The organism is Herbiconiux sp. L3-i23 (genome assembly GCF_023734115.1).
GTDB lineage: Bacteria > Actinomycetota > Actinomycetes > Actinomycetales > Microbacteriaceae > Naasia.
Window position 1 is genome coordinate 3,089,315 of sequence record NZ_AP025737.1, and the last position, 22,739, is coordinate 3,112,053.

A 22,739-nucleotide genomic window follows, 5' to 3' on the forward strand; every position below is an offset into this window, starting at 1 on the left:
GTCAGCGAACATCTCGGCGGCCCGCCTGCGGATCGGATCAGCGCAGGAAGGAGTACCAGATCAGGAGCATGGTGACGAGGAAGCCGACGACGAAGTTGATGGCGAGAAAGCGTCGCCACCCGCTGTTGGCGTCTTCCGATCGCTCGTCGGTGATGCGCAGGAACGGCGCCGTCATCGCGGCGTACGGCAGCACGAGCGCCGCGGCCAGCGGTCCCGGCCAGTCGGCGAACAGCAGCAGCACCCCTGCGAGCAGGTAGCCGGCGAACGCCAACCGCACGGTGGTGCGGGCGCCGAGGGCGGTGGCGATCGATCCGATGCCCGCCTCGCGGTCCGCGATGACGTCCTGCACGGCACCGAACGCGTGCGACGCCATGCCCCAGAGGAAGTAGGCGGCGAGCAGTGCCAGGAGCGGACCGTCGACTGCGGCACCGGCGAGCACGAGCCCGTAGACGGCCGGGGAGACGAAGTGGGTGCTCGAGGTGATCGAGTCGAGGAACGGGCGCTCCTTGAAGCGGAGCACCGGGGCGCTGTAGGCGACCACCGCGAACAGGCTGACCGCGAGGATCACCCAGGACGCCACGGACCCGAGGAGGACCAACGCGATGATGAACGGGACGTTCGTGACGACGACGGCGACAAGGGTGGTGCGGTGGAGGCTGCGGTCGAGCACCGCCCCCTCCACGCCGCCCTTCCGCGGGTTGCGCAGGTCGGACTCGTAGTCGAACACGTCGTTGATGCCGTACATCGCGAGGTTGTACGGGACGAGGAAGTAGAGGGTTCCGAGCACCAGGGCGACATCGATGCGCCCCGCCGCGAGCAGGTAGGCGGCGGCGAACGGGAACGCGGTGTTCACCCACGACAGCGGCCGGGACGAGACGAAGAGCTGTCGGATCACGCCCGCTCCCCCGTCGGGCGGCGCTTCGTCGGCGGCAGCAGCAGCCAGAGCGCCGGGAGGCCGAGAGCCGCCGCCACCGCGTAGGCGAAGTCCTCGATCGGGGCCACCCCGATGGTGATACCACTCGTCGTCGACGAGTCGTACGCGACGATGCCGAGCCCGATGATGACGTTGTCGAACACGGCCGTGAGCAGCAGCAGCGCCGCCAGCGTCACGAGGAACGCGCCCGCGATCACCCGACCTCCGCGCCTCCGGAGGGCCACCGCCACCACCGCGGCGGCGACCGCGCCGAGGAACGGCAGGTTCACGAGGAGATACGTCATCTACGCCTCCTCTGCACGGCGGGTGACCGCGCCGAAGACATCCATCGCCGAGTAGATGAGCAGCGACAGGAAGAACAACTCCTCGAGCGGCAGCTCGGGGCCGACGAGGATCCCGGTCAGCACCTCCGTCTCTCCACGGAAGAACACGCCGGCCCCGATGCCGACGAGATCCCAGACGAGGAAGAACGCGAGCCCTGCGACGAAGACGATGCTCGCCCTCCTGGCGTCGCGCCAGAAGAAGAGCCGGAAGCGGCGGTCGAGCACCACCATGCCGGTGAGCGAGACGGCGAGGGCGGCGAGGTAGATCAGCCCCACGGCGCGGCCTCCAACGGCTCCGGCAGAGGACCCGCGCTCACGTCGCCGGCGACGCGTTTGACGACCAGTTCCGCGCTGATGAGGCACATGGGCAGACCGATCCCCGGGATCGTCGACCCGCCCGCGTAGTACAGACCGTCGACCCGCTTGCTGACGTTGCCTGCCCGGAAGAACGCGCTCTGCCGCAGCGTGTGAGCGGGTCCGAGCGCCGAGCCCATCCACGCCCCGAGATCGGCTTCGAGGTCGGCGGGTCCCATCGTGCGTCGCACGACGACCCGGTCGGCGAGATCCGGGACGCCCGACCACTCCGCCAACTGGGCGATGGCCCGATCGGCGGCGTCTTCGATGGTGCGGGAGCCGTCGCCGTCGTAGCCGCCCGCGCCGAGCTCGGGGTCGGCGGGGACCGGAACGAGGATGAAGACGTTCTCGTGGCCTTCGGGCGCGACCGATGCATCGGTGGCGCTCGGCTTGCAGACGTAAATGGATGCCGGATCGGGAATGGACGCGTCCGCGCCGAAGATCGACTCGAAGTTGCCGCGCCAGTCGTCGACGAAGAGCAGGTTGTGGTGCTGCAGCTGCGGGAGTTCGCCCTTCACACCGAGGTAGACGAGCACGGCGCCCGGCCCGGGGGTGCGCTTGTCCCACCACGACTGCGGGTAGGTCTGCAGGTCGGAGGAAAGCAGGCCGGTCTCGGCCGCCTGCAGATCGCACGCGGCGACGACGGTGCCGGCGGAGTGCAGCACCGTGTCGCCGTTCTCGTCCCGGTACTCGACGCCGACCACGCTCGGCTTTCCGCCGCCGACGGGTTTGGTGACGATCCGGGTTACCGGCGATCCGGTGCGGATGGTGACCCCTTCGGCGAGCGCCACCCCTTCGATGGCGTCGATGACGGTGTGCAGCCCGCCCTGCGGGTAGAGCACGCCGCCTTCGAGGTCGAGCGAGCTCATGAGGTGGTACATGCTCGGCACATCGAAGGGTGAGCCTCCGAGGAAGACCGCGGGGTAGCCGAGGATCCGGCGGATGCGCTCATTCGCGAAGCTCGAGCGGATGAACGGGTCGAGCGGCTGCAGCAGCAGTCGGGCCAGGCGGGCTCCATGACGGAGGATGCCGCGGGCGAAGACGGGTCGGAGGTCGGCGAAGGTGCTGTACAGGAAGCGTTCCTTCGCGAGTCGGTAGGTGAGCCCTGCGGAGTCGAGGTAGCGCTCGAGCGCGCGACCCGCGCCGGGCTCGAGGCTCTCGAACAGGTCGATGTTGCGCTGACGGTCCGCCGCGATGTCGACAGGCCCGTGCCGCCCGTCGGATGAGGGCGGGAAGAACACCCGGTAGCCGGGATCGAGTCGGTCGAGGTCGAGCTCGCTCGCGGCATCGGTGCCGAGGAGCTTGAAGAAGTGGTCGAACACTTCGGGCATCAGGTACCAGGACGGCCCGGTGTCGAAGCGGAACCCGTCCTTCTCCCAGAGGCCCGCACGGCCGCCCAGCTGGTCGCGTGCCTCGAACAGTGTCACGTCGTAGCCGCGGCGTGCCATGAGCGCCGCGGTCGCGATCCCGCTGATCCCCCCGCCGATGACCGCTAGCCGCTTCACTCGGACCTCCCCGTCGCCGCCGCGCGAGCGACGATCTTCAGCTTCACGGCGGTCGGCACGCTGATCCGCGTCGTCCGCAGCCGCGCCGCCGGCGTGTCCGCTATCCGGCGTGACAGAGCGGCGAAGAGCCCGTGAGCGGCGGCGACCGCGCGTCTGCTCCCCCGTGGGAGCTGCGGGATCACCGCGGCCGCTTGAGCGAGATCGGCGTCGAGGTCGTCGAGCAGGCGAGCCTTGTCGGCCTCGTCGAGACGCGGCACGTCGATGCCGGGGAAGTAGCTCCGCCCGAGCCGCGAGTAGTCGGCGGCGAGATCGCGCAGGAAGTTGACCTTCTGGAAGGCGGCGCCCAAGGCTCGCGCGCCGCTCTCGAACCGGGCGCGCTGAGCCTTCGACGGGTTATGCCCATCGAGGAATGCGGCGAGGCACATCAGTCCGACGACCTCGGCCGAGCCGTAGACGTAATCGTTGAAGCTCGCGTCGTCGTGCTCGGCGCGCACCAGATCCGAGCGCATGGAGCGGAAGAACGGCGCGGTGTAGTTCCGGCCGAAGCCGACCCGCCGAGCGGTCGCGGCGAATGCGTGCACGACGAGGTCGGTGCTGTAGCCCGTGTCGAGCGCGCGATCGAGTTCCCGTTCGAGCTCGTCGAGCCGCTCCCCCACCTCGTCCGTCGACAGGCCGGCCTCGGCGGCGACCCCGTCGACGATCTCGTCGGCGACCCGCACCAGCGCGTAGATGTTGGCGACGTGGCGGCGTTCCTCCCGTCCGAGCAGCCGCGAGGCGGCACCGAAGGACGTCGAGTACCGGCCGATGACGACGCGGGCAGCGGCTTCGGCGGCGGAGAGATACAGTTCGCTGCCGGTCTCGGCGGTCACCGGTCGCGCTCCAGCGCCTGCGCCGCGAAGGGGCGAAGCAGCGGCGCCACGGCGGAGGGCAGCTCGTCGAGCAGCGCGACCGCCGCGGCCGCGTGACGTGAGGCGAGGGCGCGGGTGTGCGTGTCGGCACCGCTGGCGATCAGCAGCTCGCGGGCGGTCTGCGCCTCGGCGTCGCTCAGATCGGGCTTGCCGAGGAACGGCGTCAGTTCGGCCCAGTGCGGGCTGGCTGCCGCGAACGCAATGGGGAGGCTGCTCTTGCCTTCGCGGAGATCTCCGAGCGTCGACTTGCCGGTCGCGCGCTCATCGCCGAAGAGGCCGAGGAGGTCGTCCATCGCCTGGTAGGCGATGCCGATCTCGCAGCCGAACCGTCCGAGCAGGGTGAGGTCGTGGGCCGGGGCTCCGGCGAGCACCGCACCGGCCTTGAGCGGGGTCTCGAAGGTGTAGACGGCGGTCTTCAGCCGGCACATGGCGACGACCTGATCGACCGTGGGCGGCTCCGCGACCATGGAGAAGTCGACATCGGCCAGCTCCCCGGCGGCGGAGGCGAACACGGCCTCGTCGAGCTGTTCGAGCACCGCGTCGCGCACGTCGGAGGCGAGGCCGGCTCCTTCGACGATGCGGAATGCCCCGGTCAGCGCGAGGTCGCCGGCGATGACGGCGGCCGATTGACCGCGATGCTCGGCCGCCGGGATGGGGATGCCCGCGGTGGTGGCGATGTCGCGGTAGCTGCCCGAGACGTTCGGCAACCCGCGCCGCGTGAAGTCCCGGTCGATGACGTCGTCGTGGACGATGAGCGCGGTGTGCAGCAGTTCGAACGCAGCGCCGACGTGCGCCGCCGCGGCGAGGTCGTCGCCCCCGTACGCCTGATAGGCGGAGAGCACGAGCCGCGGCCGGAACCGCTTGCCCCCGCTGGCGCTCGACTCGAGCCGACGCCAGAGTGCTGCATAGGAGTCGCCGATCCGTCCGGCTCGGCGGGCGGATAGGCTGAAGTAGTCGCTCAACACGGCGTCAACGGCCGCTGCGCCCTCGACGTCGAGTCGCGCGTCGCCTGGCGTCGATGGTCGGCGTGAGGCATTCACAGCGGTCAGTGTTACACAGGCGAGATGACGAGAACTGAGAGCGACGAGCAAGTCGTTCTGCTTGATGCGGCGGGCTCCCCGATCGGCATCGCACCGAAGGCGTCGGTGCACGACGACGCGACCCCGCTGCACCTCGCGTTCTCCTGCCATGTGAGCGATGCGGAGGGCCGGCTGCTGGTCACCCGGCGCGCCCTGCACAAGCGCACCTGGCCCGGTGTGTGGACGAACTCCTTCTGCGGTCATCCGGGACCGGACGAGGCCATGGAGGACGCCGTCCGGCGGCGTGGACGCGACGAACTCGGCATCGAACTCGAGGACCTCCGACTCGTTCTCCCCGACTTCCGCTACCGGGCGGTCGACGCGAGCGGCGTCGTCGAGAACGAGGTCTGCCCGGTGTATCGCGCCCGGATCGCCACCCCGCTCTCGCCGAACCACCTCGAGGTGATGGATTACGAGTGGGTCGACGAGCGCGAGTTCGCGCCCGTGGTCGCCGCCGCGACGTTCGCGTTCAGCCCATGGCTGGCGTTGCAGTTCCCCGAACTGGCAGCGGCCGAGGCGCTCGCCCGCGAGTAGGGGTACCGGAGATCAGGCGCCAGGGCTGCCCGCGTCCGTGACGGTGACGTCGGTGCGGTGGAAGTTCTGGAAGGACCGCGACGCGGTCGGCCCCCGCTGGCCGTGATACCGCGACTGGTAGCCGGCGGAGCCGTACGGCTGCTCGGCGGGGCTGCTCAGCTGGAAGAAGCAGAGCTGGCCGATCTTCATGCCGGGCCACAGCTTGATGGGCAGGGTCGCCACGTTGCTCAGTTCGAGGGTGACGTGACCGGAGAAGCCGGGATCGATGAACCCCGCGGTCGAATGGGTCAGCAGGCCGAGACGGCCGAGCGAGCTCTTGCCCTCGAGGCGGGCGGCGACGTCGTCGGGCAACGTGACCCGCTCGAAGGTCGACCCGAGCACGAATTCCCCCGGATGAAGGATGAAGGCCTGATCCGACTTCGCCTCGACGAGCCGGGTCAGCTCGGGCTGATCCTCGGCGGGGTCGATGAAGGGGTACTTGTGGTTGTCGAACAGCCGGAAATACCGGTCGATTCGCACATCGAAGCTCGACGGCTGCAGCAACTCGGGCGAATACGGCTCGAGTCCGATGCGACCGGATTCGATCTGGGCACGGATATCGCGGTCCGAGAGCAGCACGAGGGCCACTGTATCGGGCGGCGGTGTCAGGCGGCGAGCGCCACCTCTCCCTTGGTCGAGAGCGCAGCGGCACTGGAGGACAGCCGAGCGGCGGCGCCGAGGGCGAGGTCGAGGAGCGACCGGTCGAGCGAAGCGGCGAGGGCGCCGACGATCTCGCTCGAGGGCTCCTTCACGCCCCGCTCGAGCTCCGACAGGTACTGGGCTGAGACACCGGCCCTCTGTCCGACAGCGGCCAGCGTCTCTCCTCGCGCGCGGCGAAGACCGCGCAGCTCAGCGCCGAGGACTTCGCGCCACAGCGGACCCGCCGCCGGCTTTCCCGATGGCGTGGGGTCGGCGTCGGACGGCGATCGGCTCACTCCCCCACTCAACAGGACTGAGGGGCTCGGTGCCGCGTCGTTCCGCTCACAGCGGACCCGTGCGGAACCGGCTCATCGGACGAGCATGGCCTCGATCTGGGCGACCACGAGGTCGGGCCGGGAGAGGAAGGGGTGATGGCCGGTGGGGAGCTCGACCGCGCGCGTCGCCTTCGCGGCATGGAAGCGCTGCAGCTCGATCGAGGTGCTGCGGTCGTCCGCGCAGACGAGGTAGGTGGAGGGGACGCCCTCCACCCTTCTCGACTGGTCGGCGTGACGAACGCCGCTGCCGACTGGGCGGTCACACGGCTCCAGCCCTCGCGCTGGATCTCGGGGTCGGCGTCGTGCAGGAAGCGGGCGGCGAACCCGGCCGAGTCGTATCCCGCGACCGCGAGCCTGCCACCGCCCGCATCGGCGATCGTCACCGGATCCGGCTCGGCGCTCATGATGCCGGCCTGGGTCTCCCCGAGTTCGGGCAGGTAGGAGGAGATGAGGAGCACGCCGGCGACGGCCGGGTGGTGCCCTGCTTCGGCGATGACGGTGCCGCCGTAGGAGTGACCGACGACGACGGCACGGTCGACGGCGTCGAGCACCGAACGGAGCGCCTCCGCGTCGGCGATCAGGCCGGCCTGCACGTCGGCCTGATCGCCCTCGCCGCAGGACGGCAGCTCGACCGCTCGACTGCGGATGCCGGTGCGCTCGAAGAGCAGCTCCGCGACAGGCCGCCACCACCACTCGCCGTCTCGAACGAGTGCGCCGTGAACGAAGACCGCTTCCATGCCGATGACGCTAACCCGGCACGCAGCGGCCCGGAGCGATATCCGCTCACAGCAGCGAACACGATCGGGTCATGCTAGGAGGTGCGGCCCTTGATACCTCCGCCCGCGGTCCGTCAGTGGTCGCGGAACCAGTCGAGGAGCCACCGGGCGCGGGAAACGGTCCCCCAGCGCCCGATCCCGCTCCTGCTCGTGCCGAAGACGTCATCGAAGCCGGGGATGTCACGGAGGTCGGCATCCGTCACCGATCGAAAGCCCATCGTCCAATCGGCGAACTCGCGGCGTGCGATCGTCCGTTCGAGCACCGGTGTCACACCGCCATGTCGCCGGTCCGCGGCGATGACAGCGAGCCGCTCCCGCACTGCGCCATCGGGCCCTTCGAGAGCCTGCATGAACTGGCCGTCCTTGTAGACCAGCAGGCCGGTGAGGCCGAGGGCCGAGTTGTTGCTCCGACTCGTCGTCAGGAGCGCCTGAAGCTGCGCGTCCGAGAACGCAGTGACGGCGGTGCTGACGTACACGACGGACTGCATGCGGCCTCCCTGCCACCCCCGGAACCGGCGGGCGACGAAAGACTAGTGCCGTCTCGACGAATGCAAGGGCAGGGGAGGTCCGTGTTGTGGAGCGGATGACGGGAATCGAACCCGCGCTATCAGCTTGGGAAGCTGAAGTTCTGCCATTGAACTACATCCGCGCACTCCGCCGTGCGGAGCGCCTCCCATTGTAGAGGCCAGTCCCGGCCGTCCGCTCGCCCGCTATCCTCACCTGCGTGCACACCTTCCCCGACGACGTCGTGACCGCGGTACTCCGCCATATGAACGACGACCACAACGACGACAGCCTGGTGATCGTCCGCGCCAACGGCGCGCCCGACGCCTCTCGGGCTCGTATGACGAGGATCGACGGCGAGGCGGGCACCTGGGTGGTCACGACTCCGAAGGGCGAACGCGAGTTGCGGGTCGCGTGGTCCACTCCGATCACCAAACGCGCCGAGATCCGTCGGGAGATCGTGCTCCTGCACGAAGAAGCCCTGATCAGCTGACATAAAGTGAGGTGTGTCAGCGGTTTTCTGGCATTGCTCGGTAAGTCGGCTGTGAGCCGGCCCGGCTGGCACGATCGGTCCTGACCAAACCATTAGCGTCGCCTTCACGAACACCAAGAGACGCGGCACCTGGTCGCGCCTTCATCGATGGAGGAACAGCCACGAGCACCGTCCGCACGTCCCTGACCCATTCGCCCAACCGCATCGTCGCCACGGCCTTCGGAGCGGTCTACCTGCTGGTCGGCCTGCTCGGCTACCTCGTCGCGGGCGGCAACACCGGATTCATCTCCACCGACGGTCCCCTGCTGCTCGGCATCTTCCAGATCAACCACCTGCACAACACCGCACACCTGCTGATCGGTGCGGCGCTCCTGATCGCCGGACTCAGCAACGTGGCGGCCGCCAAGACCGTCAACGGCGTCGTCGGTGCGGCCTACCTGCTGCTCGGTATCGTCGGGTTCTTCATCGTCGACACCCCGGCGAACCTCCTCGCCCTGAACCTGCCCGACCACTTCCTGCACCTCGGCAGCGCTGTCATCCTGGGTGGCGTGGCGCTCGGCGCGGACAAGTCCACCGCGGGCGGCGTCGCGCACGCCTGATCCCTCGCCATCCGGGTCGAGCCTCGCTCGGACCCGGTCACGGCGGCGGGGCCGAGAAGGCTCCGCCGCCGTCCCACGAATCGAAGGAGGCGACATGCGCCAGCTGTTCCGCACCTGGGTCGCCATGGCCGTCTTCGGCGCCGGCCTCATCCACCTCGCCGTCGCGGCGGCGGCGCCGGTCCCCCTCCTCGCGGCCTTCGCGGTGCTCGGTGCGGCGGAACTCGTCTGGGCCGTGGTCACCCTGGCCCGCGGGCGCTACGTCCTCAGTGCCGCTGCTCCCCTGTTCACCCTCGCGCCGATCGTCGTGTGGGGTTCGGGCATCGCCGCCGGCGTCGACTCGGCGCAGATCCCGCCGATCGCTCTTGCCGCCGGCACGCTGCTCGACCTGATCGCAACGATCGCCGTGGCCCTCGAACGTCGCCGCGGCACCGCACGAAAGACCGCCGACTCCCCCGCCGCCGGTCGCCTCGTCCTCGGCTTCGTCGCGGGCGCCTTCGCGATGGCAGCCATCACCTTGCCGGCGCTCGGCCAGACCGCGGCGGGTATCGCGGCGAGCAACGGACCCCACTCGCATCAGGCGCCGAGTCTCGAAATCGAGGTCGACCATCCGGGGCACTGACCCCTAAGCTTAGGCTCACCTAACCATCAAGGAGTCCCGGTGAGCGTCCTGCCCTTCTCGCAAGCACTGCGCGAGCGAACCCGCACCGACCATTCGTCGAGCGAAGGGGCCGGCTTCATGACCGACCTCATGGCGGGCAAGGGCAGCCGCGACGACTACGTCGCTCTCGTCGAACAGCACTACTTCATCTACGAGGCCATCGAATCGGCAGCCCACGCGATGGCCGACGACCCGGTCGCGCGCCACTTCATCGCGCGCGAACTCACCCGGCTTCCCGCCCTGGAGCAGGATCTCGCCTTCCTCGTGGGGGAGGACTGGCGCGACCGCATCTCACCGCTGCCCACCACGTCGCGGTACGTCGCCCGCATCGAAGAGGTATGCCACGACTGGGCGGGCGGCTTCGTCGCCCACCACTACACCCGCTACCTCGGCGACCTTTCCGGTGGGCAGATCATCCGCACCCTCATGCAGCGCCAGTTCGGCTTCGAGACCAACGGTGTCGGCTTCTACCTGTTCGACCAGATCGCCAAGCCGCGCGAGTTCAAGGACCGCTACCGCGAGCAACTCGACAGCGTCGGCTGGGACGCGTCCGAGCAGCAGCGGGTCATCGACGAGGTCGTCCTCGCCTACCGCTTCAACACCGAGCTGTTCGCCGACCTGGCGGACAACCGGTCATTTCGGAGCGCCGCCGTCGGCTGACCGCTCGATCGCGACCTTCTCGGCTCCGGTGAGGAAGCGGATCACATCGCGGTCGACGATGATGTCGCTCGGTCGCAGCGGGCGCGTCAGGTACAGACCGTCGATGCTCGTCAGCCGCGACAGCGCGACATAGGTCTGACCCGCTGAGAACACGCGCGTGCCGAGGTCGATCACGGCGGCGTCGTAGGTCTTGCCCTGCGACTTGTGGATCGTCACCGCCCAGGCGAGCCGCAGCGGGAACTGGGTGAACTCGGCGACGACTTCGCGCTTCAGCGCCTTCGTGCCCGAGTCGTAGCTGTACCGGTGCCGCTCCCAGGTGGAGGGATAGACCTCGTGCGTCTCGCCGTCGATCTCGACGACGACGGTGTCCTTGATGCGCGCCACGGTGCCGATGCTGCCGTTCACCCAGCGCCCGTCCGGGTCGTTGCGCAGGAACATCACCTGCGCACCCTTCTTCAGCTCGAGCCGCTCGTCGGCGGGGAAGGTGCGCCCCCCGAAGTCGCCGTTCAGCTCGGCGACCGAGGCCTTCGCCTTACCGGGGAGGGCTTCGAGACTGCGCGAGTTGATGCGGTTGACGCTGTCGTTGCGCGTGGCCAACGTGATCGGCGCCTCCGCCGGCACCGGACGGGCGCCCGCGGTGTTGAGCCGGTGTGCGATCTCGGCGGTCACGCGGCCGTGCCGCACCGCGGTCAGCATCGTCTTGAACTCCGCGTCGGTCTGGCGATGGATCTCGCGCAGTTCGACGACCGAGAGGGACGCCTCATCCCACACCTTGGCGTCGAAGAACCACATCGATCGGTAGTGGTCGCGGAAGTAGGCGCGCTCGTCCGGATCGCCCGGCACGGGGGCGAGCTGGAAGGGGTCACCGAAGAGGGCGACCTGGACACCGCCGAACGGCTCGCGACGCGCCCGCGCCTGCCGCAGCGCACGATCGACGGCATCGAGGAGGTCGGCGTTCACCATCGACACCTCGTCGATCACGAGCAGCTCGACAGCGCCGAGCAGCTTCCGCAGGTCGGCGTCCTGTTCGAGCTCGCGATCGGCGATGACTCCGATCGGCAGCTTGAAGAGGGAGTGGATGGTCTGACCGCCCACGTTGAGGGCCGCGACCCCGGTGGGCGCGCAGATCACCAGCTGCTTGCTGCTGTGCCAGGACAGGTGGTTGAGCAGGGTCGACTTGCCGGTTCCCGCACGGCCGGTGACGAGGACGTGGCGGGTGGTGTTCTCGAGCAGCTCGAACACCGAACGCTGTTCGACGGAGAGCTCGGGCACCGCAACAGACTAGGCCGTGACAGGGGCCTCGCTTGCCTAGGATTGCGGCATGACGACGCCTTCGCCGCCGCTGCGCTCCGATGCCGCCGTCACGCCGGGGGAGCGCCGCGCACGTCGATCGCGTCGTCGCGCCCCGTCGCCGCGACGGGCGCTCGCACTGTGGATCGCCGGCCTCGTCCTCACCCTCCTCGGTTTCGTCGGCGTGGTACTGCTCGCGAACTCGACGATCTACAGCGCCTCCGGTTTCGTGGACCGCTACCTCGACGCGATCGAGAGGCGCGACCTCGCGACGCTGCTCGAGACGCCCGGCGTCGACATCCCGACCGGAACCGACGAGCAGGCTCTCGTCCGCGCCGCTCTGCGCCCCGTCGACAGCGCGAACGTCGTCGGCACATCACCGGGTGCCGACGGCGGTACGGCGGTCGAGGTCGAATGGGCGGACGGCGATCAGACGGGGACCCTGCGCTTCGACGTGGCTCCCGCTCCCGCGATCGGCGGCATCTTCACCGACTGGCGTTTCGCCTCATCCCCCGTGCAGAGCGTCGCCGTCGAGCTCCTGCACGCCGCGGATCTGCGGGTGAACGGCGTCGACGTCACACCCGTTCCGGCGGGTGACGGCGCGCCGATCGGCCTCGCCGCGTTCGCGCCGAGCCGGCTGGTGCTCGATCACGACAGCCGCTACCTGACCGCTGAACCCGTCACCGTCGTCGCTGGCGGCGCAACGGATCCCGCCGTCGTCGACGTGCAGGCCAACACGGCGTTCGTCGACACGGTGCAGAGCGAACTGGACGGCTTCCTCGACACCTGCGCCGAGCAGGAAGTGCTGCTCCCCGCCGGCTGCCCGTTCGGCACCTTCGTCGAGAACCGTCTGGTGAATCCGCCGGCATGGCAGATCGTCGACTATCCGGTGGTCGCCGTCGAGCCGGGAACGGAGGCGGGGGTATGGCATGTGCCGCCCACCCCGGGCACCGCCCGGGTGACCGCCGAGGTCATCTCGCTCTTCGACGGGTCGCGGTCCGCGCTCGATGAGAGCGTCCCGTTCCAGGTCGAGTACCGGATCGAGATCGACGCCGGGGGAGCGCTGCGCATCATCGGCGACAGCTGAGCGTCACCGTCCGCGACCGAGCCGCTCGAGCATCGCGTTGTACTGAGTGAGGTCGGCGTCTCCGGTGCGGTCCGCGGCCCTGTCGCGACGCTTCGTCTCGCGATCGTCGCTGCGCGACCACTGGATCGCGACCGAGATGGCGAGGATGAGGGTCGGGATCTCTCCGACGCTCCACGCGATGCCGCCACCGGTGTGCTGATCCTCGATCGCGGGCGTCGACCATCCCATGGCGCCGTACCAGTCGGCGAGGAGCAGCGCGTCGCCGGTCATCAGCGCCAGCCCGAAGAAGGCGTGGAAGGCCATCGTCGCGAGCAGCATCAGGAGCCTGATCGGGTACGGGAAGCGGAACGGGACCGGGTCGACGCCCACCAGCGACTGGACGAAGAGATACCCGGCGAGCAGGAAGTGGGCAATCATCCACTCGTGACCGATGTGGTCGAGGGTCGCCCATCGGAACAGCGGCGTGTAGTAGAAGACGAGCAATGACGCCGCGAAGACGACCGCCGCCACGATCGGGTTGGCGACGATCTGGCCGAACCGCGAATGCACGGCGGTGAGGATCCACTCGCGACCGCCGCGACTGCCGTCCGAGCGCTTGCGGATGGCTCGCGCCGCGAGGGTGACCGGGGCGCCGAAGACCAGCAGCAGCGGCACCATCATGCCGAGCGCCATGTGGGCGAGCATGTGCGCGCTGAAGAGGTAGCGCTCGTAGACGTTGATGCCGCCGCTCGTGAGGTAGGCGAGCAGCAGCAGCCCGGCGACCCAGAGGACGGTGCGGTGGACGGGCCAGCGGTCGCCACGACGGCGGAGGCGGCGGGCACCGGCGAGGTAGAAGAAGATCCCGAACCCGCAGAGCAGGATCCACAGCAGATCGGGCCGCCAGAGGGTGACGAGCGTCAGCGGGTCCATCGGCGGGGGCAGGGGAGCCCCGGTGAGGATCTCGGCCGGCGTGGGACTCGACGACACGAGCGGCTCGTCGGGGACGGGGGAGGCGGTGCGGGCGAGGCCGGCCGCCGTGCCCGACGCGATGCCCATGAAGGCGAGTTCGACGAGCGCCAACTGCCAGAACCAGCGCCCACGACGCGGATCGTCGGCCATCCGGGTGAGCACGTAGCGTCGGTGGACGGCACCGATCACGCCGAGCACGACGAGAGCGGCCACCTTGACGAGCACCAGCGCCCCGTAGGCACTCGCGAGCCGGTCGAGGGACCCGATGCGGATCTCGGCGCTCACGTAGCCGGAGACCGCGACGACCACGAAGCAGACCAGAGCGGCGGTCGAGTAGCGCCCGATCGTCGTCGTCAGATCCTCGATGCGGTCGATGCTGCGCAGCACGACGATGACGAGGAGGCCACCGAGCCAGACGGCCGCGAAGACGATGTGCAGCCACAGCGCGGTCACCGCCGCGTCGTGGTCGGAGGCGGTCGCGCTGTGCCCCTGCTGCGCGAGCGGATACAGCCCGGCCGCGGCGAGCACCAGTACGAAGAGAGTGACCGTCTGGTTGCGCACCGCGAAGCAGAGCACCGTGACGGCCGCGGCGGCCAGCGTGGAGAACACCCACGTGGTGCCGGCCTCGATCTCGGTGAGGAAGTAGCCGAGCTGCTCGCCGAAGCGCGCGTCGAACGAGAGCGGCACTCCGGTGACGCTGAGGAAGCTGAACAGGGCGGACCCCGCCGAGGCGACGGCCCACACTCCGGCGGCCGCGGCGGCGAGGTCGAGTGCGATCGAATACGCACGGCTGGTCGAACTCAGCGCGAAGACGGCGAGTAGCAGCGCGCCGAGCGCCACGGCGGCGCTCAGGTTGACGATCATCTTGACCGTCGGCAGCCCGAAGCGCACGAGCGCGCCGGGGTCGTCGATCGCCGGCGACGCCGCACCGCCGCCGACCGCGAGTGCGACGACGAGCGAGAGCAGCGCCGCGATCAGGAGGATCGCGGGCCCGGTGATCTTGAGTGTGCGGGACACCTGCAAAGCCTAAGCGCGGAGGATCGGAGCGTCGGACAGCACGAAGGGGAGGTGCGCTCGCGCGCACCTCCCCTTCGGAAGGAAGTCGAAGACTAGGACTTGACGGCGGCCTTCAGCTTGCTGCCGGCGCTGATCTTGACGCCCTTGCTCGCGGCGATCTCGATCGGCTCGCCGGTCTGAGGGTTGCGGCCGGTGCGCGCGGCGCGGGCGGTCTGCTCGACTGCGAGCCAACCCGGGATCGTCACCTTGGTGCCCTCGGCCACCGACTTGGCGAGGGTCGAGAAGAGAGCGTCGAGCACTCCGTTGACCGAAGCCTGGCTCTGGCCAGACTCGGCAGCGACTGCAGCGACCAGGTCAGTGCGGTTCAGTGATGCCATTGGTGTCCTCCTCGGACGTTCGCCGCCGTTGATCGACGGCATTCAATTATCTCGTGGTGAGTACAGACTCGTGAGAGTCGGTCCGTCATGTTCCGGGGTGAAAACCCCGGAAACATGCGGAACCGGGCAGTAACTTACCAGCTGGACTTCGTGATGCCAGGCAATTCGCCCCGATGAGCCATGTCACGGAAGCGAACGCGCGAGATTCCGAACTTCGAGAGGTTGCCTCGGGGGCGACCGTCGACGGCGTCGCGGTTGCGCAGACGGACCGGCGATGCGTCGCGCGGGAGCTTCTGCAGACCGACGCGGGCGGCCTCACGGGACTCGTCGGTGCCGTTCGGGTCGACGAGCGCCTTCTTCAGCTCGAGACGCTGCGCGGCGTAACGCTCGACGATGGCCTCGCGCTGGTGGTTACGGGCGATCTTGCTCTTCTTGGCCATGTTCTTAGCGCTCCTCTCGGAATTCGACGTGCTTGCGGACCACGGGGTCGTACTTCTTGAGCACGATGCGGTCGGGGTTGTTGCGACGGTTCTTACGGGTCACGTAGGTGTACCCGGTGCCCGCCGTGGAACGGAGCTTGATGATCGGACGGACGTCCTGCTGCTTCGCCATCTCAGATCTTCTCCCCACGGGCCAGGATGTCCTTGACGACCGACTCGATTCCGCGGGCGTCGATGACCTTGATTCCCTTGGCGCTCACGTTGAGCGTCACGCTGCGGCGCAGCGACGGGACGAAATAGGTGCGCTTCTGCACGTTCGGGTCGAAGCGACGCTTCGTCCGGCGGTGCGAGTGCGAGATGTTGTGCCCGAAACCGGGGACTTTCCCGGTCACTTGGCAAACGGCTGCCATGATCTTTCCTCCGATACCGTGACACCGGACGGTGTCACCCAAGATCTCTTGTCTGCGACGTCCGGTGACGCGAAGTGCCACCGTGCCGCGGCACGTCGGGAGGAGCCCGACGGCCAGCGGTCTACACTACGGGGCGACGGGGCCGGGCGCAAGCGGGCCGTCGGCCGCCAGACGGCTGCAGGCGGCGCAGAGGCCGAAGATGTCGACGACGTGACGGGGCTGAGTGAAGCCGTGCGCCGCGGCGGTCGCCGCCGCCCACTGTTCGACCGCATCCGCCTCGATCTCGACGGTCGTGCCGCAGTTGCGGCAGATGAGGTGGTGGTGGTGACCCGGCGTGGAGCAGGCGCGATAGAGGCTCTCGCCATCGACCGAGTGCAGGGAGTCGGCGTCGCCCTCGACCGCGAGGTCGGCCAGCGCGCGGTAGACGGTGGCGAGACCGATCGAGGATCCGCCCTGACGCAGGTTGGCGTGCAGGTCCTGCGCGCTCACGAAGCCGGGAGCGGAGTCGAGTGCTTCGCGCACCGCTTGGCGCTGCCACGTGTTCCGCTTCACGGCGCCTATTGTAAGCGCGCCCGGGCGGGCGCCGGCCGTACCCGGTCGCGGCGTCCGACGAGGCGGCAGACGAGGTAGATCGCGAACGACAGCGTGGTGACGTAGGGGCTGATCGGCACCGACGAGCCAAGCGCGAGTAGGATCCCGCCGACCGTCGACACGGTCGCGAAGAGCACGCTGAGTCCGACGACGACGGGCGGCGAGGTGGCGACCCGCAGAGCCGCGGCGGCCGGCGTCACGAGCAGGGCGAGCACCAGCAGTGCGCCGACGATGTGCAGCGACACCGCGGTCGCGAGACCGAGGAGCACCATGAAGGCGATCGAGAGCGCGCGCACCGGCACTCCGCGGGCGGCCGCGACCTCTTCGTCGAAGCTCGCGAACAGCAGCGGGCGCCACAGCACCACGAGCCCGATGAGGACGATCGCGGCGACCACGATGAGCGCGCCGAGCTGGGGGTTGTCGACCGCCACGATCTGACCCGTGAGCAGCCCGAACTTGTTCGAACTTCGCCCCGGGTAGAGCGCGAGGAAGAGGATGCCGAGTCCGAGGCCGAACGGCATCAGCACCCCGATGATCGAGTTGCGTTCCCGTGCGCGGGATCCGAGCAGACCGATCAGCAGCGCGGCGATGAGCGAGCCGATCAACGAGCCCGCGACGACGTTGATCCCGAGGAGGAGCGCGGCGGACGCTCCGGCGAAGGAGAGCTCGCTGATGCCGTGCACCGCGAAGGCGAGGTCCCTCGCCATCACGAAGTAGCCGATCACCCCTCCCAGCACGCCGAGCACCGCTCCGGCGATGACGGAGTTGCGCAGCAGATCGAGCAGCGCGGCGTAGTCGGTGAAGTCGAACAGCGTCGACCACAGTTCGTCGAGGCTCACGGGTGCGCCTCCTGCACCGGCACGGTGTGCGTCTCCTCGATCTCGCCGTCGTCCGCGACGACGAGGATGCGGCCGTGGACGTCGAGCACGTCGACGTGGACCCCGTAGAGCTCGGAGAGCACGTCGCCGGTGAGGACTTCTGCGACGGGCCCGATGCGGTGACCGCCCGGCGCGAGGTAGAGCACCCGGTCGACCATGCGCAGCAGCGGGTTGATGTCGTGGGTCACGAGGAGCACAGCGGCCTTCTCGCGGATGCGGTATCCGTCGATCGCATCGAGGACCGCGCGCTGGTGGGCGAGGTCGAGCGAGAGCAGCGGCTCATCGGCGAGGAGGAGGCGAGGGGAGGAGACGAGGGCCTGAGCGATGCGGAGGCGCTGCTGCTCGCCTCCCGACAGGGTGCCGACGGCCTGGCGACGGTAGCCGCCGGCGCCGACCGCGTCGAGTGCGGCGGCGATGGCCGCGGAACGGGGGCGCCGGGGCAGGGGAGGGCCGTAGAGGTTGCCGTCGAGCCCGAAGCCGACGAGGTCGTTCGCCCGCACCGAGACACCGCGGTCGAAGAGCTTCTGCTGCGGCACGTACCCGATGCGGGCTCCGCGCCGCCCGGGAGCGGCGCCGAGGACCCGGACGTCGCCGGAGAGCGGCAGCTGGCCGAGCAGGGCGCGGATGAGACTGCTCTTGCCCGCGCCGTTCGGACCGAGGACCGCGACGAGCTCACCCGGATGCAACTCGAGATCGAGTCCCGACCACAGCGTGCGCCCGCCGACCGCAGCGCTTGCTCCCCTGAGGGAGACGAGCGGCTGCTCGGGTTCGGTGCTCACCGGGGAATGATAGCCGCCGCCCGACGCGGCGCTCACACGCCCAAGGCGTCGGCGACCCGCTGCACGTTGTCCTTCATCCACGCGGCGTAATCCATGCCGTCGGGCAGCGTCTCGGTGAAGTCGACGACGGGGACGCCCGCCTCGTCGGCGGCGTCCCGCACCCGCTCGGTCTGCGCCGTCGCGGTCTGCTCGTTGTAGGCGACGAGGGAGATCCCGCCGCCGGAGATGAGGTCGAGCACCCGCTGCAGCGACGCCGCGGGCACGTCCGAGTCCTCCTCCACCGCCTCGGTGAACTCGTCGGGGGAGACGTTCTCGAGTCCGAGCTCGGCGAAGAGCCAGGCGGGCACGGGCTCGGTGACGATCACTTCGCGTCCCTCGAGCACCTCGTGCAGCGCGTGCGCCTGCTCGATGGTCGGGTCGAGCCCGGCGAGGAACGCATCGAGACGCTCCTCGTAGCCGGCCGCCCCGTCGGGGTCGAGGTCCGAGAGCTGGTGCGCGATCTCCTCGGCGACCGCCTCGGCGGTGTGCAGGTCGTACCAGACGTGCTCGTTGAAGCCCTCGATGTGCCCGTGGCCGTCATGCTCGTCCTCGGACGACGATGCGGCCGCGTCGCCGTGGGCGTCGTCCTCCGCGTGGTCGTGGTCGTGGTCGACCTCGCCGCCCTCGGCGAGACCCGACACCTCGACCGCGTCGATCACGGCCGGGTCGGAGTCCGACGCGGAGAGGAGCGTGTCGATGAACGGGTCGTACCCGCCCCCGTTCTCGATCACGAGATCGGCGCGGCTGAGGGCGAGCTGGTCGCGGGCCGTCGCCTCGTACTCGTGCGGGTCCTTGTCGGGGCTGTCGATGATGGAGGTCACCTCCACCGCGTCGCCGCCGATACTCGACGCGATGTCTCCCCAGACGTCGGTCGACGCGACGACCGACAGTGCATCTCGCGACGCAGCATCGCCGTCGGAGCCGGCCGGCGACGCGGCGCAGGACGAGAGGACGAGCGCCGCAGGGAGAGCGAGGACGAGCGCGGGGACGAGGGCACGGGATCGGAGCACGGCTCGACCCTAGGACTTATTGATAACGATTGTCAAAACCGTTCAACTGCGACTTCTGTCAGTCGAGCAGCAGCGCCGGCTCTTCCATCACGCTCGCGACGTCGGCGAGGAAGCGGCTCGCCACGTCGCCGTCCACCACGCGGTGGTCGAAGCTCGCGCCGATCGTCGTCACGTAGCGGGGGAGCACCTCGCCATCGACGACCCACGGCTTCTGCTTGATCGTGCCGAGCACGACGATGGCGACCTCGCCCGGGTTGAGGATCGGGGTGCCGGTGTCCATGCCGAAGACGCCGATGTTGGTGATCGAGATGGTGCCGGAGGCCATGTCGGCCGGCTGCGTCTTGCCCTCGCGAGCGGTGATCGTCAGCTGCTCCAAGGCGGTCGCCAGTTCGAGGAGCGACATCGACTGCGCGTCCTTGACGTTCGGCACGATGAGGCCACGCGGGGTCGCGGCGGCGATGCCGAGGTTCACGAAGTGGTGCACGATGATCTCGGTGTCGGTCCAGGTCGAGTTGACCGTGGGGTTGCGGCGGACCGCCCACATGATGGCCTTCGCCATGATGAGCAGAGGCGACACCCGGACGCCTGCGAAATCGGGCGAGTTCTTCAGCCGCTTGACGAACTCCATGGTGCGGGTCGCGTCGATGTCGACGAAGAGGCTGACGTGCGGCGCGGTGAACGCACTCGTCACCATCGCGGTCGCGATCGCCTTGCGCACGCCCTTGACGGGGATGCGGTCCTCGCGGTCGTCCGGCCACTGGGGCGTCTGGATGTTGCGGAACACGCTCGCCTGCTGGGCGTGGCGGAGTACGTCGTCGCGGGTCGCCTCGCCACGGGCGCCGGTCGCCACCACGGTCGACAGTTCGACGCCGAGCTCTTTCGCGAGCCGGCGCACGGGAGGCTTGGCGATGACGGGACCGCCGGAGGCGGTACCGGCGGCGGCGGGCTGCGCCTTCGGCCGCCCGCCGGTCCTGCGGGTCGCCGCGTGACCGCCGGTGCCGTAGCCGACGAGCACCGTGCCGGGCTTCGCCTCCTCGGCGGACTCGATCGACGCGGCCTCGACCTGCACCTCGGTGGGCAGGGCGGCCTGCGCGGGAGTGGTCAGCGGACCGGCCAGCATCGACGCGCCCTCCGACTCGACGGTGATGATCGCGGAACCGACCTCGACCGTGTCACCCTCGGCGACCAGCAGCTCGCCGACGACCCCGGCGAACGGCGACGGCAGTTCGACCAGCGACTTGGCGGTCTCGATCTCGACGATGATCTGGTTGACCTCGATCGGCTCGCCGGGGGCGACCTTCCAGGCGACGATCTCGGCCTCGGTCAGACCTTCGCCGACGTCGGGGAGGTTGAAACGTGCGGTGCTCATCGGATCCTCGTTCTCGTCAGTAGGCCAGTGAGCGGTCGACCGCTTCGAGCACGCGATCCGCATCGGGCAGGTAGGTGGATTCGAGCTTGGCGGGCGGGAAGGGCACGTCGAAGCCGTTGACCCGCAGAACCGGGGCCTCCAGCGAGAAGAACGCGCGTTCCGCCACGGTCGCCGCGATCTCGGAGGCGATGCTCGCGAAGCCGGGCGACTCGGCGGCGATGACGACGTGGCCGGTCTTCTCCGCCGACGCGACGAGCGGTCCGTAGTCCACCGGCGACAGCGAGCGGATGTCGACGACCTCGATGCTGGTCCCCTCCGATGCGGCGATCTCGGCCGCCGTGAGCGCGACGCTCACCATCGGTCCGTAGGCGGCGACGGTGCATTCCGTGCCGACGCGGACCACGCGCGACGAGTGCAGCCCGGCGGCGGGGGAGTCGAGATCGACCTCGCCCTTGGGCCAATACCTGCTCTTCGGCTCGAAGAACATGACGGGGTCATCGCTCTCGATGGCCTGACGCAGCATCCAGTAGGCGTCGTTCGGCGTGCTCGGCGACACCACGCGGAGCCCGGCGGTGTGGGCGAAGTACGCCTCGGGGCTCTCCTGGTGGTGCTCGACCGCTCCGATGTGGCCGCCGAACGGCACGCGGATGACGATCGGGAACCTCGCCGACCCCTCGTGCCGGTTGGTCAACTTCGCGAGCTGCGAGGTGATCTGGTCGAAGGCGGGGTAGATGAAGCCGTCGAACTGGATCTCGCACACGGGGCGGTACCCGCGCATGGCCAGTCCGATCGCGGTCCCGACGATGCCCGACTCGGCGAGCGGCGTGTCGAGGACGCGGTCGGTGCCGAAGTCGGTCACGAGGTTCTCGGTGACGCGGAAGACGCCGCCGAGCGGGCCGACGTCCTCGCCCATCACGAGCACCTTGTCGTCCGCCGCCATGGCGTCGCGCAACGCGGTGTTGAGGGCTTTCGCCATCGTCAGGACCGTCATGAGCCGACCTCCTCGAAGCCGGCCTCGTAGGCGGCGAGCCACTCCTTCTGCGAATCGGGCACCGGGTGCTCCTCGGAGTAGACGTGGTCGAACATGAGCCCGGCCGGCGGCTGGGGGAGGGCGAGCACACGGCGCCGGATGTCGGCGGCGAAATCGGCCGCCTCGGTGTCGACGTCGGCGAAGAACTCGGAGCCGACCCCCTCGCCCTCGAGGTACTTGCGATACCTCGTGATCGGGTCGCGCGACTCCCACAGCGCGAGCTCGTCGCCGCCGCGGTAGCGGGTGGGGTCGTCGGAGGTGGTGTGCGCGCCGATGCGGTAGGTCATCGCCTCGATGAAGGCGGGTCCCGCGCCGCCGCGCGCGTCGTCGAGCAGAGTGCGGGTCACCGCGTAGCTCGCGAGGACGTCGTTGCCGTCGATCTGCACGGCGGGCATGCCGAATCCGGCCGCGCGGTCGACGAGGGGCGTTCGGGACTGGCGGGTCACCGGCACCGAGATGGCCCAGTGGTTGTTCTGCAGGAAGAACACCTGCGGCGCCTGATAGCTGGTGGCCCAGATCATCGCCTCGTTGGTGTCGCCCTGCGAGGTCGCCCCGTCGCCGAAGTAGACGACGACCGCTTCGTCACGGGAGACGTCCCCGGTCGGAGCGCCGTCGAGACGGATACCCATCGCGTATCCGGTGGCGTGCAGCGTCTGCGAGCCGATGACGAGCGTGTAGAGCCGGAAGTTACCGACCTCTGCCGGGTTCCAGCCTCCGTGGGTCACCCCGCGCAGCAACCGCAGCACATCGAGCAGGTCGACTCCGCGGATGCGGGCGACGGCGTGCTCCCGGTACGAGGGGAAAATGGTGTCCTGCGCCCGTGCCGCCCGACCGGAACCGACCTGCGCGGCCTCCTGGCCCTGGCTCGGCACCCACAGCCCGAGCTGTCCCTGCCGCTGCAGGTGCCCGGCCTCGATGTCGAACCGACGCACCACCGCCATGTCGCGGTAGAACTCGAGCTTGTCCGACTCGGTGATCCGGTCGAGCTCGGCGGCGAACCGCTCGGCGGGAGCAGTGGGGGCGAAGCGTCCGTCGGCGTCCAGGAAGCGGACTGTGTTCTTCGCTCCGGCGATGTCGTCGGTCGAGGTCCCGGATCGGGCCACGTTCACCATCCGATCGTTTCGGTTCGTGGGC

At 69.4% G+C, this 22,739-nt stretch carries 29 protein-coding genes and 1 tRNA gene; 6 read left to right on the forward strand and 24 right to left on the reverse strand.

Features of this window, described 5'->3' with window-relative positions:
- Positions 1–37: 37 nt before the first annotated feature.
- Genes NGH83_RS14705 through NGH83_RS14730 form a run of 6 tightly spaced genes read right to left on the reverse strand, consistent with a single transcriptional unit; the run spans position 38 to position 5,064 of the window.
- Positions 38–895 (reverse strand): prenyltransferase, encoded by an 858-nt coding sequence (locus NGH83_RS14705; RefSeq protein WP_251856995.1) that lies wholly within the window; start codon positions 893–895, stop codon positions 38–40.
- Positions 892–1,218 carry a lycopene cyclase domain-containing protein gene (locus tag NGH83_RS14710; RefSeq protein WP_251856996.1) on the reverse strand — a complete coding sequence of 109 codons (327 nt, stop codon included), beginning with the start codon at positions 1,216–1,218 and terminating at the stop codon, positions 892–894. Before NGH83_RS14710 ends, NGH83_RS14705 begins: the two co-directional genes overlap by 4 nt.
- Positions 1,219–1,533: a lycopene cyclase domain-containing protein gene (locus NGH83_RS14715; RefSeq protein WP_251856997.1), complete on the reverse strand. Its 315-nt coding sequence runs from the start codon at positions 1,531–1,533 to the stop codon at positions 1,219–1,221. It abuts the gene before it with no gap.
- Entirely contained in the window at positions 1,524–3,116 is a 1,593-nt protein-coding gene (gene crtI, locus NGH83_RS14720; protein ID WP_371872699.1) for a phytoene desaturase family protein, read from the reverse strand. The genes NGH83_RS14715 and crtI overlap by 10 nt, the downstream gene beginning before the upstream one ends.
- Positions 3,113–3,985 carry a squalene/phytoene synthase family protein gene (locus NGH83_RS14725; protein WP_251856998.1) on the reverse strand — a complete coding sequence of 291 codons (873 nt, stop codon included), beginning with the start codon at positions 3,983–3,985 and terminating at the stop codon, positions 3,113–3,115. Before NGH83_RS14725 ends, crtI begins: the two co-directional genes overlap by 4 nt.
- Complete coding sequence (locus NGH83_RS14730) at positions 3,982–5,064, reverse strand: polyprenyl synthetase family protein (protein WP_251856999.1); 1,083 nt, start codon at positions 5,062–5,064, stop codon at positions 3,982–3,984. The genes NGH83_RS14725 and NGH83_RS14730 overlap by 4 nt, the downstream gene beginning before the upstream one ends.
- A gap of 24 nt (positions 5,065–5,088) precedes the next feature.
- Here NGH83_RS14730 and idi point away from each other — a divergent pair, with 24 nt between their 5' ends.
- Positions 5,089–5,637 carry an isopentenyl-diphosphate Delta-isomerase gene (gene idi / locus NGH83_RS14735; protein WP_251857000.1) on the forward strand — a complete coding sequence of 183 codons (549 nt, stop codon included), beginning with the start codon at positions 5,089–5,091 and terminating at the stop codon, positions 5,635–5,637.
- Positions 5,638–5,649: 12 nt separating this feature from the next.
- Here idi and dcd read toward each other — a convergent pair whose 3' ends face one another.
- From dcd to NGH83_RS14760, 5 genes are all read right to left on the reverse strand, one after another.
- The gene (gene dcd, locus NGH83_RS14740) at positions 5,650–6,255 is read right to left on the reverse strand and encodes a dCTP deaminase (protein ID WP_251857001.1); all 606 of its coding nucleotides are present in this window, start codon (positions 6,253–6,255) and stop codon (positions 5,650–5,652) included.
- A gap of 26 nt (positions 6,256–6,281) precedes the next feature.
- On the reverse strand, positions 6,282–6,611 hold the full coding sequence (locus NGH83_RS14745; RefSeq protein ID WP_251857002.1) for a helix-turn-helix domain-containing protein: 330 nt from the start codon (positions 6,609–6,611) through the stop codon (positions 6,282–6,284).
- An 8-nt stretch (positions 6,612–6,619) separates the two neighbouring features.
- Positions 6,620–7,387, reverse strand: a complete 768-nt coding sequence (locus NGH83_RS14750) for an alpha/beta hydrolase (protein WP_251857003.1) — start codon at positions 7,385–7,387, stop codon at positions 6,620–6,622.
- Positions 7,388–7,500: 113 nt separating this feature from the next.
- Complete coding sequence (locus NGH83_RS14755) at positions 7,501–7,914, reverse strand: BLUF domain-containing protein (RefSeq protein WP_251857004.1); 414 nt, start codon at positions 7,912–7,914, stop codon at positions 7,501–7,503.
- Between the two features lie 87 nt (positions 7,915–8,001).
- Positions 8,002–8,075 (reverse strand) — tRNA-Gly (locus NGH83_RS14760).
- A 75-nt stretch (positions 8,076–8,150) separates the two neighbouring features.
- Here NGH83_RS14760 and NGH83_RS14765 point away from each other — a divergent pair.
- The 4 genes from NGH83_RS14765 (at position 8,151) to NGH83_RS14780 (ending at position 10,340) form a co-directional block, all read left to right on the forward strand.
- Positions 8,151–8,423: a DUF2470 domain-containing protein gene (locus tag NGH83_RS14765; protein WP_251857005.1), complete on the forward strand. Its 273-nt coding sequence runs from the start codon at positions 8,151–8,153 to the stop codon at positions 8,421–8,423.
- A 182-nt stretch (positions 8,424–8,605) separates the two neighbouring features.
- Positions 8,606–9,022, forward strand: coding sequence for a DUF4383 domain-containing protein (locus NGH83_RS14770; protein ID WP_251858548.1), 417 nt, complete (start codon positions 8,606–8,608; stop codon positions 9,020–9,022).
- Positions 9,023–9,116: 94 nt separating this feature from the next.
- Entirely contained in the window at positions 9,117–9,641 is a 525-nt protein-coding gene (locus tag NGH83_RS14775; protein WP_251857006.1) for a hypothetical protein, read from the forward strand.
- Between the two features lie 39 nt (positions 9,642–9,680).
- The gene (locus tag NGH83_RS14780) at positions 9,681–10,340 is read left to right on the forward strand and encodes a heme oxygenase (biliverdin-producing) (RefSeq protein WP_251857007.1); all 660 of its coding nucleotides are present in this window, start codon (positions 9,681–9,683) and stop codon (positions 10,338–10,340) included.
- Here NGH83_RS14780 and NGH83_RS14785 read toward each other — a convergent pair.
- Positions 10,314–11,612: an ATP-dependent RecD-like DNA helicase gene (locus tag NGH83_RS14785; protein ID WP_251857008.1), complete on the reverse strand. Its 1,299-nt coding sequence runs from the start codon at positions 11,610–11,612 to the stop codon at positions 10,314–10,316. The genes NGH83_RS14780 and NGH83_RS14785 overlap by 27 nt on opposite strands.
- 49 nt (positions 11,613–11,661) lie before the next feature.
- Here NGH83_RS14785 and NGH83_RS14790 point away from each other — a divergent pair, with 49 nt between their 5' ends.
- On the forward strand, positions 11,662–12,717 hold the full coding sequence (locus NGH83_RS14790) for a hypothetical protein (RefSeq protein ID WP_251857009.1): 1,056 nt from the start codon (positions 11,662–11,664) through the stop codon (positions 12,715–12,717).
- A 3-nt stretch (positions 12,718–12,720) separates the two neighbouring features.
- On the opposite strand, the gene NGH83_RS14795 is transcribed toward NGH83_RS14790, so the two are convergent.
- From NGH83_RS14795 to NGH83_RS14850, 12 genes are all read right to left on the reverse strand, one after another.
- Complete coding sequence (locus NGH83_RS14795) at positions 12,721–14,682, reverse strand: cytochrome c oxidase assembly protein (RefSeq protein ID WP_251857010.1); 1,962 nt, start codon at positions 14,680–14,682, stop codon at positions 12,721–12,723.
- A 92-nt stretch (positions 14,683–14,774) separates the two neighbouring features.
- Positions 14,775–15,059 (reverse strand): HU family DNA-binding protein, encoded by a 285-nt coding sequence (locus tag NGH83_RS14800; RefSeq protein WP_251857011.1) that lies wholly within the window; start codon positions 15,057–15,059, stop codon positions 14,775–14,777.
- 134 nt (positions 15,060–15,193) lie between these two features.
- On the reverse strand, positions 15,194–15,499 hold the full coding sequence (gene rpsN / locus NGH83_RS14805) for a 30S ribosomal protein S14 (RefSeq protein WP_251857012.1): 306 nt from the start codon (positions 15,497–15,499) through the stop codon (positions 15,194–15,196).
- Positions 15,500–15,503: 4 nt separating this feature from the next.
- A complete protein-coding gene (gene rpmG / locus NGH83_RS14810; RefSeq protein ID WP_116755184.1) occupies positions 15,504–15,671 on the reverse strand; it encodes a 50S ribosomal protein L33 in 168 nt (55 codons plus the stop codon).
- Between the two features lies 1 nt (position 15,672).
- On the reverse strand, positions 15,673–15,909 hold the full coding sequence (gene rpmB / locus NGH83_RS14815; protein ID WP_251857013.1) for a 50S ribosomal protein L28: 237 nt from the start codon (positions 15,907–15,909) through the stop codon (positions 15,673–15,675).
- A 126-nt stretch (positions 15,910–16,035) separates the two neighbouring features.
- Positions 16,036–16,461, reverse strand: a complete 426-nt coding sequence (locus NGH83_RS14820; RefSeq protein WP_251857014.1) for a Fur family transcriptional regulator — start codon at positions 16,459–16,461, stop codon at positions 16,036–16,038.
- A 5-nt stretch (positions 16,462–16,466) separates the two neighbouring features.
- On the reverse strand, positions 16,467–17,339 hold the full coding sequence (locus tag NGH83_RS14825) for a metal ABC transporter permease (RefSeq protein ID WP_251857015.1): 873 nt from the start codon (positions 17,337–17,339) through the stop codon (positions 16,467–16,469).
- The gene (locus NGH83_RS14830; protein ID WP_251857016.1) at positions 17,336–18,157 is read right to left on the reverse strand and encodes a metal ABC transporter ATP-binding protein; all 822 of its coding nucleotides are present in this window, start codon (positions 18,155–18,157) and stop codon (positions 17,336–17,338) included. Before NGH83_RS14830 ends, NGH83_RS14825 begins: the two co-directional genes overlap by 4 nt.
- A 32-nt stretch (positions 18,158–18,189) precedes the next feature.
- Complete coding sequence (locus NGH83_RS14835; RefSeq protein ID WP_251857017.1) at positions 18,190–19,206, reverse strand: metal ABC transporter solute-binding protein, Zn/Mn family; 1,017 nt, start codon at positions 19,204–19,206, stop codon at positions 18,190–18,192.
- A 58-nt stretch (positions 19,207–19,264) separates the two neighbouring features.
- Entirely contained in the window at positions 19,265–20,575 is a 1,311-nt protein-coding gene (locus tag NGH83_RS14840; RefSeq protein WP_251857018.1) for a dihydrolipoamide acetyltransferase family protein, read from the reverse strand.
- Between the two features lie 16 nt (positions 20,576–20,591).
- Positions 20,592–21,566 (reverse strand): alpha-ketoacid dehydrogenase subunit beta, encoded by a 975-nt coding sequence (locus NGH83_RS14845; RefSeq protein WP_251857019.1) that lies wholly within the window; start codon positions 21,564–21,566, stop codon positions 20,592–20,594.
- Entirely contained in the window at positions 21,563–22,717 is a 1,155-nt protein-coding gene (locus NGH83_RS14850) for a thiamine pyrophosphate-dependent enzyme (RefSeq protein WP_371872804.1), read from the reverse strand. The genes NGH83_RS14845 and NGH83_RS14850 overlap by 4 nt, the downstream gene beginning before the upstream one ends.
- Positions 22,718–22,739: the final 22 nt, after the last annotated feature.

Bases quoted from the DNA above. Each gene is read 5' to 3' on its own strand.
- NGH83_RS14850 (WP_371872804.1), bottom strand. From the start codon at position 22,717: ATGGTGAACGTGGCCCGATCCGGGACCTCGACCGACGACATCGCCGGA.
- NGH83_RS14710 (WP_251856996.1), bottom strand. From the start codon at position 1,218: ATGACGTATCTCCTCGTGAACCTGCCGTTCCTCGGCGCGGTCGCCGCC.
- NGH83_RS14845 (WP_251857019.1), bottom strand. From the start codon at position 21,566: ATGACGGTCCTGACGATGGCGAAAGCCCTCAACACCGCGTTGCGCGAC.
- rpmG (WP_116755184.1), bottom strand. From the start codon at position 15,671: ATGGCGAAGCAGCAGGACGTCCGTCCGATCATCAAGCTCCGTTCCACG.
- NGH83_RS14790 (WP_251857009.1), top strand. From the start codon at position 11,662: ATGACGACGCCTTCGCCGCCGCTGCGCTCCGATGCCGCCGTCACGCCG.
- NGH83_RS14750 (WP_251857003.1), bottom strand. From the start codon at position 7,387: ATGGAAGCGGTCTTCGTTCACGGCGCACTCGTTCGAGACGGCGAGTGG.
- idi (WP_251857000.1), top strand. From the start codon at position 5,089: ATGACGAGAACTGAGAGCGACGAGCAAGTCGTTCTGCTTGATGCGGCG.
- rpsN (WP_251857012.1), bottom strand. From the start codon at position 15,499: ATGGCCAAGAAGAGCAAGATCGCCCGTAACCACCAGCGCGAGGCCATC.
- rpmB (WP_251857013.1), bottom strand. From the start codon at position 15,909: ATGGCAGCCGTTTGCCAAGTGACCGGGAAAGTCCCCGGTTTCGGGCAC.
- NGH83_RS14800 (WP_251857011.1), bottom strand. From the start codon at position 15,059: ATGGCATCACTGAACCGCACTGACCTGGTCGCTGCAGTCGCTGCCGAG.
- NGH83_RS14840 (WP_251857018.1), bottom strand. From the start codon at position 20,575: ATGAGCACCGCACGTTTCAACCTCCCCGACGTCGGCGAAGGTCTGACC.
- NGH83_RS14775 (WP_251857006.1), top strand. From the start codon at position 9,117: ATGCGCCAGCTGTTCCGCACCTGGGTCGCCATGGCCGTCTTCGGCGCC.
- NGH83_RS14755 (WP_251857004.1), bottom strand. From the start codon at position 7,914: ATGCAGTCCGTCGTGTACGTCAGCACCGCCGTCACTGCGTTCTCGGAC.